The sequence below is a fragment of the Sphingopyxis sp. GW821-FHT12C06 genome (assembly GCF_058807415.1).
This window is the reverse complement of the sequence record NZ_JBXAQR010000006.1, coordinates 233709-248080: the sequence shown is the minus strand read 5'-3', so window position 1 is coordinate 248080 and position 14372 is coordinate 233709. Positions and strand designations below refer to the sequence as shown.

15 protein-coding genes are annotated in these 14372 nt (G+C 65.3%); 9 read left to right on the top strand and 6 right to left on the bottom strand.

Annotated features, from left to right (window positions below; genetic code table 11):
• Positions 1–56 precede the first annotated feature (56 nt).
• Complete coding sequence (rplM, locus tag AC1RRJ_RS18695) at positions 57–536, top strand: 50S ribosomal protein L13 (protein WP_493125735.1); 480 nt, start codon at positions 57–59, stop codon at positions 534–536.
• Positions 536–1033, top strand: coding sequence for a 30S ribosomal protein S9 (gene rpsI / locus AC1RRJ_RS18690; protein WP_493125460.1), 498 nt, complete (start codon positions 536–538; stop codon positions 1031–1033). The genes rplM and rpsI overlap by 1 nt, the downstream gene beginning before the upstream one ends.
• Positions 1034–1167: 134 nt before the next feature.
• Here the strand turns inward: rpsI and AC1RRJ_RS18685 are convergent, their stop codons facing one another.
• The 4 genes from AC1RRJ_RS18685 to AC1RRJ_RS18670 are packed head-to-tail and all read right to left on the bottom strand — an operon-like array spanning position 1168 to position 5024.
• Positions 1168–2211 carry a phosphotransferase gene (locus AC1RRJ_RS18685; protein WP_493125458.1) on the bottom strand — a complete coding sequence of 348 codons (1044 nt, stop codon included), beginning with the start codon at positions 2209–2211 and terminating at the stop codon, positions 1168–1170.
• On the bottom strand, positions 2208–3302 hold the full coding sequence (locus tag AC1RRJ_RS18680) for an Rv3169 family protein (RefSeq protein ID WP_493125456.1): 1095 nt from the start codon (positions 3300–3302) through the stop codon (positions 2208–2210). Before AC1RRJ_RS18680 ends, AC1RRJ_RS18685 begins: the two co-directional genes overlap by 4 nt.
• Positions 3303–3348: 46 nt before the next feature.
• The gene (locus tag AC1RRJ_RS18675; RefSeq protein WP_493125454.1) at positions 3349–4197 is read right to left on the bottom strand and encodes a metallophosphoesterase family protein; all 849 of its coding nucleotides are present in this window, start codon (positions 4195–4197) and stop codon (positions 3349–3351) included.
• The gene (locus tag AC1RRJ_RS18670; protein WP_493125452.1) at positions 4194–5024 is read right to left on the bottom strand and encodes a diacylglycerol/lipid kinase family protein; all 831 of its coding nucleotides are present in this window, start codon (positions 5022–5024) and stop codon (positions 4194–4196) included. The genes AC1RRJ_RS18675 and AC1RRJ_RS18670 overlap by 4 nt, the downstream gene beginning before the upstream one ends.
• A 256-nt stretch (positions 5025–5280) precedes the next feature.
• On the opposite strand from AC1RRJ_RS18670, the gene AC1RRJ_RS18665 reads away from it, so the two are divergent.
• Entirely contained in the window at positions 5281–6210 is a 930-nt protein-coding gene (locus tag AC1RRJ_RS18665) for an alpha/beta hydrolase (protein ID WP_493125450.1), read from the top strand.
• Positions 6207–6998 (top strand): nucleotidyltransferase family protein, encoded by a 792-nt coding sequence (locus AC1RRJ_RS18660; RefSeq protein WP_493125448.1) that lies wholly within the window; start codon positions 6207–6209, stop codon positions 6996–6998. Before AC1RRJ_RS18665 ends, AC1RRJ_RS18660 begins: the two co-directional genes overlap by 4 nt.
• Here the strand turns inward: AC1RRJ_RS18660 and AC1RRJ_RS18655 are convergent.
• A complete protein-coding gene (locus tag AC1RRJ_RS18655) occupies positions 6991–8523 on the bottom strand; it encodes a lipopolysaccharide biosynthesis protein (protein WP_493125446.1) in 1533 nt (510 codons plus the stop codon). The genes AC1RRJ_RS18660 and AC1RRJ_RS18655 overlap by 8 nt on opposite strands.
• A gap of 128 nt (positions 8524–8651) precedes the next feature.
• Here AC1RRJ_RS18655 and AC1RRJ_RS18650 point away from each other — a divergent pair, with 128 nt between their 5' ends.
• From AC1RRJ_RS18650 to zapE, 3 genes are read left to right on the top strand one after another with little or no spacing between them, the layout of a single operon-like run.
• Positions 8652–9434, top strand: coding sequence for a succinate dehydrogenase iron-sulfur subunit (locus AC1RRJ_RS18650; protein ID WP_493125444.1), 783 nt, complete (start codon positions 8652–8654; stop codon positions 9432–9434).
• Positions 9431–9928 carry a PaaI family thioesterase gene (locus AC1RRJ_RS18645; RefSeq protein ID WP_493125442.1) on the top strand — a complete coding sequence of 166 codons (498 nt, stop codon included), beginning with the start codon at positions 9431–9433 and terminating at the stop codon, positions 9926–9928. Before AC1RRJ_RS18650 ends, AC1RRJ_RS18645 begins: the two co-directional genes overlap by 4 nt.
• The gene (zapE, locus tag AC1RRJ_RS18640) at positions 9928–11055 is read left to right on the top strand and encodes a cell division protein ZapE (RefSeq protein ID WP_493125440.1); all 1128 of its coding nucleotides are present in this window, start codon (positions 9928–9930) and stop codon (positions 11053–11055) included. The genes AC1RRJ_RS18645 and zapE overlap by 1 nt, the downstream gene beginning before the upstream one ends.
• On the opposite strand, the gene AC1RRJ_RS18635 is transcribed toward zapE, so the two are convergent.
• Positions 11052–12095, bottom strand: coding sequence for a polysaccharide deacetylase family protein (locus AC1RRJ_RS18635; protein ID WP_493125438.1), 1044 nt, complete (start codon positions 12093–12095; stop codon positions 11052–11054). The two genes, zapE and AC1RRJ_RS18635, sit on opposite strands and share 4 nt — an antisense overlap.
• A 300-nt stretch (positions 12096–12395) precedes the next feature.
• Between AC1RRJ_RS18635 and mdh the strand changes: the two genes are divergently transcribed.
• On the top strand, positions 12396–13358 hold the full coding sequence (mdh, locus tag AC1RRJ_RS18630; protein ID WP_088472507.1) for a malate dehydrogenase: 963 nt from the start codon (positions 12396–12398) through the stop codon (positions 13356–13358).
• A 104-nt stretch (positions 13359–13462) separates the two neighbouring features.
• A complete protein-coding gene (gene sucD, locus AC1RRJ_RS18625; RefSeq protein ID WP_493125436.1) occupies positions 13463–14353 on the top strand; it encodes a succinate--CoA ligase subunit alpha in 891 nt (296 codons plus the stop codon).
• The last annotated feature ends 19 nt before the right edge of the window (positions 14354–14372 follow it).

Genomic DNA, 14372 nt, shown 5'->3' with positions numbered 1-14372 from the left:
GGGCTATGGCATCGTGCCGGTCGCCCCAGTCCATATCTGTCAAGGAGCGTGCCATGATGAAGGCGCTGACCAAGACGACCGTGTCGGCCAATGCCGCAACGGTCGAAAAGAAATGGGTGCTGATTGACGCCGAGGGTCTCGTTGTGGGCCGCGTTGCATCGATCATCGCCAGCATCCTGCGCGGCAAGCATAAGCCGAGCTTTACCCCGCACGTCGATTGCGGTGACAATGTCATCGTCATCAACGCCGAAAAGGTGGCGTTCACGGGCAAGAAGCTTCAGGACAAGCGTTACTACAAGCACACCGGCTATGCCGGCGGCATCAAGGAAACCAGCCCGGCCAAGATCCTGGAAGGCCGTTTCCCCGAGCGCGTGCTCGAAAAGGCCATCGAACGCATGATCCCGCGTGGCCCGCTCGGTCGCCAGCAGATGCGCAACCTGCGCGTCTTCGCCGGAGCTGAACATCCGCACGAAGGGCAGAGCCCCGAAGTGATCGACGTCGCGTCGATGAACCGCAAGAATAAGGTGGGTGCATAATGGCTGACGAACAGACCATGACCGATCTCAAGGATCTCGCCGGCGCCGTTGAAGGCACCGTCGCTCCCCAGATCTCGAACGCGCCGCTGCGCGAGAAGATCGTCGACAAGCAGGGTCGCTCCTATGCGACCGGCCGTCGCAAGGACGCGGTTGCCCGCGTGTGGGTCAAGCCCGGCACGGGCAAGATCACCATCAACGGCCGCGACCAGGAAGTCTATTTCGCACGTCCGACGCTGCGCCTCGTCATCAACCAGCCCTTCGGTCTGACCGAGCGCGTTGGCCAGTATGACGTGATCGCAACCGTCAAGGGCGGCGGCCTGTCGGGCCAGGCAGGTGCCGTGCTTCACGGTATCGCGCAGGCACTGACCCGTTTCGAACCCGCGTTGCGCGGCGTCGTCAAGACCGCCGGCTTCCTGACCCGCGACAGCCGCGCGGTCGAGCGCAAGAAATACGGCAAGGCGAAGGCCCGCCGCAGCTTCCAGTTCTCGAAGCGCTAAACAGTTTTCCGTCGACGGACGGAGAAGGGAAGGGCGGTCCGGCAACGGGCCGCCCTTTTTCTATGGGCGAGACGGGCGCATGGCTGTCCTCTTTGGAGAGGCGTGCTTCCGGTTGTTCGCTGCCATTCCCATAACTAAAGCAGGTCCAGACTCCCGAGCGCCAGCGCCTGCCGCGCCGGGCGTTCGGCCATCACCGCGAACATTTCGTCGCCGCGCGCGGTGCGTTCGACATTCATCGACGCGAACACCGCCATAAAATAGCCGCTGAGTGCCCCGACGCGATAATCGTCCCACAGCGCGTCGGTATCGGTCGCGACCCCTGCCGTGGTCAGCGCCGCGATCCACTGGTCGAAAGCGGGACGGTCGGCGGCGGCGCGATCGGCCGGGTCGGCGATGCTGGTGCCGATCAGATAGGCAAGGTCGGCGGCGCCGCTGCCGCGCCCCAGCGTCTGCCAGTCGACCAGCCAGCATTTGTCGCCTGCCGGCGCGAACAGGACATTGTCGATGCGCAGGTCGCCGTGGACGATCGTCCGTGCGGCGGGCTCGCGGCCCACGAAGGCGTCGAGCCGCTCGACCAGCCCCGCGCCGACATCGAGCAGTTCGGGGGCAAGGCGGTCGGCATAGCGTTCGCGAAATCCCAGATAGAGCTGCGGGAAGAGCGCGCGGACGAGTACGCTATTGTCGCGCGACAGCCATGGCATTTCGGCAAGCCGGGCGTCGTCCCACAGCAGCGCATGCAGCCGTGCCGCGGCGTCGATGCACGGCCGCAGCCCCGACAGGCCGAGCCCCGCGAGCTGGTCACCCGCGCGGGCGGGCGCGAGATCGGAGAGGATCAGGATGAAGTCGACTTCATCCGCCGCGATATCGGCAAAATGGCAATGCGGACCGGGGACGCCGCTGTCGGCCGCGAGTTCGCGATACCAGCTCACTTCTTTGACATAGGTGCCGACGAGCTTGGCGATGTTGCGGCTCGCCTCGTCGTGGCTCGGGCATTTGGCGATCACGCTGGCCGGCGCATCGACTCCGCCCGCCCAGTCGAGCGTCAGGCGAAAACTGTCGCACATCTGTCCGGTGCCGACCTTGGCGACGGTGAAGTCGCGCAGCGCGTTAGCTTGCTGCCCCAGCGCCGCCGCGAGCCACGCCGGGGTCATCGCGGCGGGTGAGGTCGGAAAGCTCATGCGGCGGGATCCATCAGGCCGGTAAGCCCGCTCGGAAGATGCGGTCCGACGAACAATTGTTCGAGCATGCCGACGCCGCGATGGACCGTGTCGCCATCGGTCAGCTCGGCGGTGGTGAAGGCCTGAATATGCATCGCGAGCGGATTGCCCCAGCCACGCTCGGCCTCGGTCAGGCTGTCGTGCGCGACCGCGACTTCGGGCCCATGGTCGCGCCCGTGCGCCCATGTCGGATGGGTATAGCCAAGCCCGCTCATTGCAAACACCGGCCCCGACGGCGCGAGTGCCAGCGAACGGCCCGCGCCCATGTCGGTGCGCATTTTGGCGATTCGCCGCGTTCCCGCCTGCCAGTCGATCGCGAAGCGCGCGGCGTCGAAATGCTGTTCGGCGCCGCTATCGGTGATGATCACCGCGCGGCGGTTCCACGGCGCGCCGACGCCATCGTCATTGCTGTGGAAGAACAGTGAGCGATCGCCGAAATTGCATGGCGTCCACAGCCAGAAGAACTGGTTGAAATTGCCCTCGGGCGGCGGCTGCGGTTCGCTGGCGCCGACCGGGCGCACGCCCCAGCTGCGGTCGCGGGTGCCCGCCCAGTCGCTGCCGACATCGACGCGCTGGCCGTTCACCGACAGCCAGCCCGACCAGCGGCCGTTCTGTGTCATCCGCGTATAGTCCATGAACAGGCGGGTGCCGTTGCGGCGGATGAAGCGCGGCTCCTCGATCGGGAAATGGCGCCCGGTGAAGTTGAGTTCGCCTGCGAGTAGTCCGTCGTTTGCCGCGATGCGCAGCGTCACGACCTGAAGCGGAATGTCGATGGCGATCGCTATCGGACCGACACTGAGGTCGAGCCGTTCGCCGCCCGAGCGGCGGCTGGCGCGGAGATTATATTGCACCCCATCGAGAATGACGCAGAAACTGGCGTCGACGATCCCGAGTTGTGGGTAAAACCCCATCGCCGCGGCGAAAAACACCGATCCGTCCGGCGCATAGCCGTTGAAGAAATAGCGGTCATAGAAATTGCGGTCGGTGCCCGCGAAGGCGATCGGCTCGCTCGTCTGGTGCAGTGGAAAATCGTCGCCCTTGGTCAGCATCATCTCTCTTCCCGTTTTTCTTTGCAACCTAAGGTGATGGGAGACGCTGTCAATGCACCGGCGGATCGACCGCGGGAATGGCGTGGATCGGGGCGACCGGCTCGCCGGGCTGGCGCGGTGGCAGCGCGTCGGGGGGCACGTTGGCGATCTGCATGTCGGGGGTTGGCACCGCCTCGACATTGCGGACCCGGACGGTCAGCGCACCATCGGCGAATCGCAATTCGTTGAAGCCCGGCGGGGTCGACCGGATGCGCTGCGACAGCGTGCCAGCGCCGATCATGCGAATGGGGCCGGCTTCGGTGTCGGCAACCAGATCGAAGGCGTCGTGGACATGGCCGGTGAGAACGGCCGCGACCCCGCGTGCCGCAAGTTCGCGGAGCGCGCGCGATCCGCCACGGGTCAGTGCGCGGCCGCGCGTTCCGGCCTCGACCAGCGGATGGTGCGCGGTGACGAGCGCTTGGGTGCCGGGGGGTAGGGCGTCGATTGCGGCGAGGGTTTTCGCCAGGGCTTTCGGCGTCACCCATCCCTTCGACCAGTCGAGCCGCCACTGCGCGCGCGCGGTTGTCTTGAGCGGGACGATGGCGAGGCCCGGCAGGTCGATCTCGCGCTCGATCAAAGTCTCGATTCCCCGGATGCGGCGATAAGGATAAAAGAAGCGCGCGACGGGGTTGAAATAGGGCAGATCATGATTGCCGACCTCGACCGTCACGGGTGCGCCCAGCGCGCCGATCCAGTCGCACGCTGCGGCGAATTCACGCGATCGCGCGCGCATCGTCAGGTCGCCGGTGATCAACACCGCATCGGGCGGCTCGCGGCGCACGATATCGGCGAACCAGGCGAGGGCGGCGCGGTCCTCGAGTCCGAAATGCAGGTCGCTGATGTGATAGAGCCGCGTCATGCCGTGGCGACGAAATCCACCGCGCTGGTCCCGATGGCAAAGCGCGCGGGCGAGGACATCTCGCCAAGCTCGCCGTCATGCTCGAGGCTGATCGCGGCATCGCTTTCGAGGATGATCGTCTCGCCGGTCGCGATCGCCTCGCTCGGTCCGTCGCGAAAGTCGCCGCCGAGCCAGGCAAGGCCGTGGCGGAGCACGTCGCCCGTGCCTTCGGTCAGGATGCCGTCGGCGCGCAGCCCGGCGTCGGTCGGGGTCAGGATGACGGCGGGATAGGATTGGGGTTGCCCCGCGACCCGGACTCCGGGGGCGTTGAGCATCGTGTCGAGTGCGTCGGGCGCGGCGCGGCTCGCCTCGATCAGTCCCTCCTGTCGCATCGTCTCGCGCACCTCGGCCCAGCGCGTCGCGGGCCCGGCGATGACGGTGATAAAGGCGTCACCGGTGTCGCTGCGGATGATCGGGATCGGGCGGCGGCGCGCCTTGCCCGCTAGTGCATCGGCAAGAATTTCGGGCGCCGGGCGGTCGCCGTGCAACGCCTTCGACAGCAGATTCAGCGTCCCGCCGGGGAGCGGCAGGATCGCGCCGTCCCACCCCTTGGCGCGCGTCGCGGCGGCGTTGATCGTCCCGTCGCCGGTCCACACGAGGAGCAGGTCGATACTCTGCGCGCGTAGAATGGCGGCGTCGGGGATATCGCCATCGGGCAGCGTAAAGGTCGCGGTGAGCGGGGTTCCGTGGGCGGCGCAGGTTTCGGCGATTTGTTCGCGGACGGCTTCGTCATGGCTGCCGCTCTGGCTGTTGCAAACGAGGGCGGGGCGGCTGAATTTTGCGGTCATGCGCTTTCTTACGCATGAGAGAGGAAAAGGTGGCGGGGGCGGCATTTTGGGCGGCAGCGCCCCCCAAGCCGACATTCTATTCTATTTCTCGTCATCCCGGACTTGATCCGGGATCCGGAAGGCGAGGGCTGCCATGGACCCCGGATCAAGTCCGGGGTGACGAAAAGTGGAGCCATGGTCCTCGCCGCTTGTTCGTCGCCGCGCCGCCCTGTAGGACGCGCGCTTTGCGGCGGTGCCGAAACCAAAGGGGCGGCGGTTGATCAAATTCATCATCGTGGTGGCGCTGCTCATCCTGCTGTTCGGTGGCGGGGCGAAGCTGGTCGTTGCGGGCGGCGCGAAGTCGCTCAACATGGCCGACCGCCTCCTCGGGCAGGGCGATGGCGCGCGCCAGTTGCTCGCGGGGCAGCTTTACGGGCGCGGGCCGCGTCAGTTGCTCGATATCTGGGTGCCCGAAGGCGCGAAGGATGGCGACCGCCTGCCGGTTGTCGTTTTCTTCTATGGCGGCGGCTGGGACAGCGGCGACCGCGAGAGCTATGGCTTTGTCGGCCGCGCGCTGGCGAGCCAGGGCTTTGTCGTCGTCATCCCCGACTATCGGTTGGTGCCCAAGGCGCATTGGCCCGATTTCCTGCAGGACAGCGCGGCGGCGGTCGCGTGGGTGCACGAATATATCGGTACATTGGGCGGCGATCCCGACCGAATCGCGCTGATGGGCCATTCGGCGGGCGCCTATAATGCCGCGATGCTGGCGCTCGACCCGCAATGGCTGCGCGCTGCGGGCAGCGACCCTAAGGTGATCCGCGGCGTCGCGGGCATGGCCGGTCCCTATGATTTCCTGCCGCTCGAAAAAGGTGGCCGCGCCGAGAAAGCGATGGGCAAGGTGAAGCCGCTCGAACAGACCCAGCCGATCGCCTTCGCGCGCGGCGACGCGCCGCCGATGTGGCTTGCGCACGGCGACGAGGATGATGTGGTACGGCCGCGCAACAGTCAGAATCTGGCCGCAGCAATCGAAAAGGCGGGCGGGTCGGCGTTGCTGCGTATCTATGCCGGCATGGGGCATACCGGTATCGTGATGGCGCTGGCGCAGCCGTTTCGCGGCAAGGGGCCGGTGCTTGACGAGGCGAGCGATTTCCTGCGCGGCGTGACCGGCCGCCGCATTGCACCCGCTGGCGAGTTGACCGCGAAATGACCGCTCCCATCCCCGCTCCCATCCCCGCTATCGTCCTCGCGGGAAGTCGCCCGGGTCCTGATCCGCTGCTCGATGGTAGCGGCGTTTCGACCAAGGCGCTGCTTCCGATCGCGGGCGACGCGATGCTCGTCCATGTCCTGCGCGCGCTCGCCGCGTCGCCGCTGGTCGGAACAATCACGATATTGGCGCAGAACAGCGCTGCGCTCGCTGCCGAACCGGTGTTGGCCGACCTCTCCGGCGACATCCTCTTTCAGGATTCGGGGCAGGGGATCAGTGCCTCGCTCGCCGCCGCGTTGCCGCCGGGTGACGATCCGCTGCTGGTGACGACCGCCGACAATGTACTGCTGACACCTTCGATGATCGCCGAATTTCTGGCGGGCGCCGAGGACAGCGACGTCGCGGTGGCGATGGTCGAGCGCGACGTGCTGCTCGCGCGCTATCCGCAGTCGCAGCGGACCTGGTTGAAATTTCGCGGCGGCTGGTGGTCGGGGGCGAATATGTTTCGCCTCAACGGGCGCCGCGTGCTGCCCCTGCTCGACTTCTGGGGGCGGATCGAGCGCGATCGCAAAAAGGGGTTGAAGATCGTCGCCGCCTTCGGGCCGTGGCTGCTCATCGGCGCCTTGCTAAGGTTTTTTACCATCCAGCAGGGCGTCGCGCGCGCCGGGCTGCGTTTCGGGCTGAAGGCGAAGGTCGTGCCGATGTCCGAGGGCGAGGCATGCATCGATGCCGACAAGCCCGTCGACATCATCCTGATCGAACAGATTCTCGCGGCGCGCCGGGCTAGCTAAGTCGCAGCGTCCGGCCGGTCTTGCCGAGCGAGGCGCGGTCGGCGAGTGGCAAGGCAAAGCGCATCGACGCCCATATTCCGCCAGCGGCGATCACGGCGATCAGTGGCAGCGCTATCGCATCGGGCAGGCGCCCGGCGAGCAGGGCTGCAATCCCCGCGACCAAGGTGATACCGATCCCGCGCAGCGCGACGCGCGGGAATTGATGGTCGAAAGGATGAAGCTTCTCGTTGATCGCGAGCTGCAGCATCGGGATGCCCGCCATCACCACCAGCCCGATCGACATGGCGAGCGTGACTCCGGTCAATGCGCCCATATGACCGACGACCAGCCAGCCGGTGCCGATCGCGGCGATCACCCCGACGATGCTCGCGGTCAACTGGTCGCGGAAGGCGGCTACGACCTGCAATACGGGCAGAGAGATGCCGAAGACCGCTTCGACCGCGCGGGCGAAGAGCAGGATGACGAGCGCGGCCTGCGCGATATGCGCCTGATGACCGAACAGGCTCAGCAGCGACGAGCTGCCCGCCGCGAGCACCGCGGCGAGCGGCAGCGCGATCGCGAAGATCAGCCGCGTCGCATAGGCGTAAATGTCGGCAACCTGCGCGCGGTCGGAGCGCTCGGCGCTCGCGGCGAGCGGCGCCATCACATAGACGAAGGCGATACGGACGAGTTGGACGACGCTCGACAGCTTGCGCGCGATCGTGAACAGGCCCGCTGCCGCCGCGCCCGCTGCGCCGGGGAGCAGCAGGTTGAGGATCAGCGCGGGCGCATCGCCGAACAGGCGCCCGATGATGTTCGAGGGCAGCATCGACAGCCCGGCCCAGAAGGTGCTGCGCGCGGTCACGGTCATCCACGGTCCGCGCCACAGGTCGGCAAAGCTGTAATAGCGCGCGAGCAGGCGAAGGCTGAGGATCGCGGTAACGCCCAGCGAGCAGATATGCGCGATGAACAGGCCCTTCAGCCCCCAGCCGCCGGCGAAGAACAGTCCCGCGAACACCAGCCGCAAAATCTGTTCCCAGACGATGCGCAGGCGGATTTCGGCGCCGAACACCATCCGCGCGCGCATCGCCGAGGTCGCGATCTCGACAAAGGCCCACAGCGGAAGCGCCCAGACGAACAGCCGGATTGCGGGCGCGACGAGTGGGACATCCTTGTCGGCGACGTTGAACAAGGGCGCTAGGTCGGCGGCGAAGATCGCGATCAGCGCAGCGACGAGAATGCACGGGCCGACGCCGAATATCATCGCGGTGCGTAGCGCAGCCGCGGCCTCGGCATCGCTCGCCGATTGCGGCACGGTGCGCTGCATCGCGCTGGTCATGCCGGTGTCGAAGATATTCTCGAGCAGGTTGATCGTCGCCCAGAGCACGGCATAGAGGCCGTAACCTGCGAGCCCGAACATCAGCACATACAGCGGCTGCGCGACGATCTCGACCACCGCGCCCAGCCGGGCGAGCACGGTGGTGCCCAGTCCGCGTGCGACACTGCGGCTCGTTACGGCGGGTTGGGCGGCGGCGTCTTCGCTCATTCTCTGCGCACCTAGCGGCTTGCCTGCGGGCCCGCCAGCAGCTTTCGCGCTTTTGCGTCCTTCCCCCCCTTGTCGTTGCGGTTAATCGGGTCTAGTCCGACCCGCAATTGCATCAGGGAGCCCTTCATATGGCCGAATTTCGCCTGCCCAAGAACAGCCGTCCGCAAAAGAGCGGAAAAGTCCACAAGGCGGAGGGCGCGGCTGCGGTCAAGAAATTCAAAGTCTATCGCTACGACCCTGACAGCGGCCAGAACCCCCGCTTCGACACGTTCGAGATCGACACCGAAAAATGCGGCCCGATGGTGCTCGATGCGCTGATCAAGATGAAGAGCGAGCAGGACAGCTCGCTGACTTTCCGCCGTTCGTGCCGTGAGGGCATTTGCGGCAGCTGTTCGATGAACATGAACGGCAAGAACGGCCTCGCCTGCACCACCGCGATCGAGGACCTGAAGGGCGACATCACGATCACTCCGCTGCCCGCGATGGATGTCATCAAGGATCTGGTCCCCGATTTCACCCATTTCTACGCGCAATATAGCTCGATCGAGCCCTGGCTGAAGACCAAGACGACGACGCCGAGCGGCAAGGAGCGGCTGCAGTCGCCCGCCGAACGCGAAAAGCTCGACGGGCTGTACGAGTGCATCCTGTGCGCCTGCTGCTCGACCAGCTGCCCCAGCTACTGGTGGAATAGCGACAAATTCCTCGGCCCCGCGATCCTGCTTCAGGCTTATCGCTGGCTTGCCGACAGCCGTGACGAAATGACCGGTGAGCGCCTCGATGAGCTCGAAGATCCTTTCCGCCTCTATCGCTGTCACACGATCATGAACTGCGCCAACGCGTGCCCCAAGGGTCTTAACCCCGCGCGCGCAATCGCCGAGGTCAAGAAACTGGTGGCCGAGCGGCAGGTGTGAACGACGGGATCGAGGAACCACGCCGCGCGGACCATTTCAGCGCCGAGGCGCTGGAAGGCGGTTGGCTCAGCTGGAACCTGAAGGATCCGAGCCGCTTCAACAGCTTCATCGAACCGCTGTCGGTGCGTGCCGAGTCGCCGACCCCCGACGGCCGGCCGTGCGCGCGGGTGCGGATGCTTCCCGAGCGCAAGCACAGCAATCTGGGCGACAATGTCCATGGCGCGGTGACGCTGGCGCTCGTCGACATCGCGCTGTTCGCGGCGTCGCATCAATTCGGCTCGCTCAACGCCGGCCATTCGGTGACGCTCGATCTGTCGACCCAATTTGTCGGTGCGGGGCGTATAGGTGAGCCGCTCGATGCCGTGGTCGAATTGGTGCGCGAAACCGGGCGACTGATCTTCTTGCGCGGCCTCGTTGTCCAAGGCGAAGGCGATGAGCATATTGTGCTGAGTTTTGCCGGTACGATTCGCAAGGCGAGCAAGGACCGCGGCTGATGTCGGTGCTTTCGGCCTATGACGCATTGGTCGCTGGCGGTGAACTGCGCCCCGACCCCGAGCAACGCGCCGCCGCCGAGCGGCTGAACCGTCTGCAACAAGAGCTGGAAGCGGCGCCGCCGCGTGGCAGCCTGCTCTGGCGTCTGACTGGCCGCAAGCCAGAGGCGCCGCGCGGCGTCTATCTTTGGGGCGCGGTCGGGCGCGGCAAGTCGATGCTGATGGACCTGTTTTACGATGCGCTGCGCATCCAGCGCAAACGGCGCGTTCATTTCCACGCCTTCATGCTCGACGTTCACGCGCGGATGCGCGAGGTACGCAAAAGCGAGAGCGGCGATCCGATTCCGCTGGTTGCCGACGCGCTGGTTGCGGACGTTCGCTGCCTCGCCTTTGATGAAATGGTGGTCAACAACAGCGCCGATGCGATGATATTGTCGCGCCTGTTCACCGCGCTGATCGAGCGCGGGGTGACCGTCGTCGCGACCTCGAACCGTCCGCCCAAGGATCTCTACAAGGACGGGCTCAACCGCGAGCATTTCCTGCCTTTCATCGCGCTGGTCGAACAAAAGCTCGACGTGATGGGGCTCAATGGTCCGACCGATTATCGCCGCGACCGACTCGGCGACGGCGCGCGCTGGTTCGTGCCCGCCGACGATGTGGCGAGCGCGGCGCTGTCGGCCGCCTTCTTTCGCCTGACCGACTATCCACCCGAGGATCGCGCGCATGTCCCGACGCTCGAGCTCGACGTCGGCGGCGGGCGTATGCTGCATGTTCCCAAGGCGCTGAAGGGCGTCGCGGTCTTTTCGTTCAAGCGGCTGTGTGCCGAGGCGCGCGGGGCGTCGGACTATCTGGCGATCGCCCGGCAATTCCATGCCGTCATCATCGTCGGCATCCCGAAAATGGGCCCCGACAATCGCAACGAGGCGGCGCGCTTCGTCACGCTGATCGACGCGCTTTACGAATATCGGGTCAAGCTGCTCGCGAGCGCGGCGGCGATGCCCGATGCGCTATATGTCGCGGGCGACGGGGCTTTCGAGTTTGAGCGGACCGCGAGTCGCCTCGCCGAAATGCAGTCCGACGATTACCTGGCGCTGGGCCATGGACCCGCCGACGGGATGCCTGCGGCCTAAGCCACGACCAGCAGGACGCCGCTGGCGATCTTGCCCCAGCGCGATGAATGAACCGTCACGGCGATGAGGTCGCGGACGTAACGCACCTCATGTGCCAGATGGCCGATCCCCTGTTCGATCGTGCGGCGCAGCGTGCGTAGCGGCCGCGGCGCGGCAACCGCGATTCGGACCGGCCGCGCGGGCGGAGCGGGCAGGGTAGCAAAGCCACCGCTGTCGATGCGCGGATCGTTGGCGACGGCGCGGCACAGCGCCTCCATTCGCGCGATGGCGAGGTGGTTCGGCACTTCGCGGTCGCGGCTGAGCAGCTCGAAACTGTGGCTGAAGGCCGAAAACTGGATCGCGCCGCTGGCTGCGCTATGGTCGAGCGCGTCGCGCATTTCTTCCTCGGACATCGCGCAAAGCTGTGCCGGACGGAAGCGGTCGGAGCGTTCCATCAGGCCGCTGACCGGCACTTCGCACACACCAAGATGGTGGCGCATGCCGACATCGCCGGGGTCGAGCGAGATGGCGCAGCCGTGGCTGCGATACGCGCCGTTGAAGCTGCTGTCGAAGCGAAAGCCGAGCGCGGCTAGCGCGCTCAACGTATCGTCATTGGCGCCGAAGTTTCCGGCGCGAAACGCCGTCGGCATCGGCGCACCGGCCCCGACCAAAATGTCGCGGGCGAGCGCGATCAGCTTCTTCTGTTTGGGCAGCGGAAAGTCGCCGATGTTGCGCCCGGTCAGCCGGCCCGCTGGGTTGAAGCGCGCGAAGGCCAGCCATTCGGTGTGGATATGCAATTGCACTTCATGCCCGCGGGCGACGATTGGCTGAACGATCATATCGACGACAGCGGGGCCATAAACCAGCGCGGGCATGGGATCGACAAAGAACACGCCGTTCAGCCCAAAGCGTTCAAGCATGTCCATCTGGAAGTGGATGCCATAGTCGCCATCGCGGCAGCGGCCGAGAATCGAGCTCTCGAAATTGGCGCGCGCGTCGGCGCCCCGTTGATACAGGCCCGCCGACAATTCGGTGTCGAAACTGATGATTGCGCGCGTCATTCCTGCCAGTCTAGCCGGCGTGGGATAAGAGCGGGTTAACCCTCATGGAGATACGATTGCAGTTCCCCGCTCTTGCCGAAGGTGGTTGCAGCGCCCATCTGTGAGTTTCGCTAGCTTGCCTTATAGTTATTGCGAACTATTAGCAAAAATAGGGAGTTTTTCGGCCTTTTCGTAGTTGTTTCCTTAAGGGAATCGGCGTAGGGGCGACCCCATCAGTGGGATCGACAAGGGGTTTAAGCCCGTGCCTCCGTCGATCTGTGACGCATTGCCGGGCTTGCCAGGAAGGGAGTGCCGCGCGCTATGGGACGCAAGAAAATCGCTTTGATCGGAGCCGGGAACATCGGCGGGACGTTGGCGCTCCTTGCCGCGCAGAAGGAACTCGGCGACGTCGTTCTGTTCGACGTGGTCGAAGGCGTGCCGCAGGGCAAGGCGCTCGATCTGTCGCAGGTCGCTCCGGTCCAGGGCTTTGACGCCAAGATCACCGGCACCAACGACTATGCCGACATCGCCGGCGCCGACGTCATCATCGTTACCGCTGGCGTCGCCCGCAAGCCGGGGATGAGCCGCGACGATCTGCTCGGCATCAACCTGAAAGTCATGAAGGCCGTCGGCGAAGGCATCAAGGCCAACGCCCCCGACGCCTTCGTCATCTGCATCACCAACCCGCTCGATGCGATGGTGTGGGCGCTGCGCGAGTTCTCGGGCCTGCCGCACAACAAGGTCGTCGGCATGGCCGGCGTGCTCGATTCGGCGCGCTTCAGCCACTTCATCGCCGACGAGTTCGACGTGTCGGTCAAGGATGTGAACACCTTCGTCCTCGGCGGTCATGGCGACACGATGGTTCCCGTCACGCGCTATTCGACGGTCAACGGCATCCCCGTTCCCGATCTCGTCAAAATGGGCCTGTCGAGCCAGGAAAAGATCGATGCGATCGTCAAGCGTACCCGCGGCGGCGGCGGCGAAATCGTCGCGCTGCTTGGCACTGGTTCGGCTTTCTACGCTCCGGCTGCTTCGGGCATCGCGATGGCCGAAGCTTATCTTGGCGACCAGAAGCGCATCCTGCCCTGCGCTGCCTATGTTGACGGCCAGTACGGCCTCGACGGCCTCTATGTTGGCGTTCCGGTGCTGATCGGCGCCGGCGGCGTCGAGAAGATCGTTGAGATCGCACTCGATGACGAAGACAAGGCCGGCCTTCAGGTTTCGGTCGATGCGGTCAAGGAACTGCTCGATGCTTGCAAGGCGCTGGATCCCAGCCTCGCTTGATGACACCAACCCGTCCGGCGTCATGCCGGACGGGTTGCAATCCCGTATTAGCGTGTCAGGTTCGAGCCAAAGAGCTTCCTGACCCTCCCCTAGGAGATTTGAATATGTCCATCCTGATCGACAAGAATACCAAGGTCATCACCCAGGGGATGACGGGTGCGACCGGCACCTTCCACACCGAACAGGCGCTGGCCTATGGCACGAAGATGGTCGGCGGCGTGACCCCGGGCAAGGGCGGCACGACCCATATCGGCCTGCCGAACTTCAACACCGTCGCCGAAGCGAAGGCCGTCACCGGCGCGACCGCGAGCTGCATCTATGTTCCGCCGCCGTTCGCTGCCGACTCGATCCTTGAGGCAATCGACGCCGAGATGGAACTGATCGTCTGCATCACCGAAGGCATTCCGGTGCTCGACATGGTCAAGGTGAAGCGCGCGCTTTCGGGTTCGAAATCACGCCTCATTGGCCCCAACTGTCCCGGTGTTCTGACCCCCGAAGAATGCAAGATCGGCATCATGCCCGGCAGCATCTTCAAAAAGGGCAGCGTCGGCGTCGTCTCGCGCTCGGGCACGCTCACCTATGAAGCGGTGTTCCAGACCTCGAACGTCGGCCTGGGTCAGACGACCGCAGTCGGCATCGGCGGCGATCCGGTCAACGGCACCAACTTCATCGACATGCTCGAACTGTTCCTTGCTGATGACGCGACCAAGTCGATCATCATGATCGGCGAAATCGGCGGCGACGCTGAAGAACAAGCCGCGCAATTCCTGATCGACGAAGCCAAGCGCGGCCGCAAAAAGCCGATGGTCGGCTTCATCGCCGGTCTGACCGCTCCTCCGGGACGCCGCATGGGTCACGCCGGTGCGATCGTGTCGGGCGGCAAGGGCGACGCCGGAAGCAAAATTGCGGCGATGGAAGCTGCCGGCATCACCGTGTCGGCCAGCCCGTCGGAACTCGGCACCACGCTCGCCGAAGTGCTGAAGGAACGCGTCTGAGGGACTGCCCGCCGGCAAC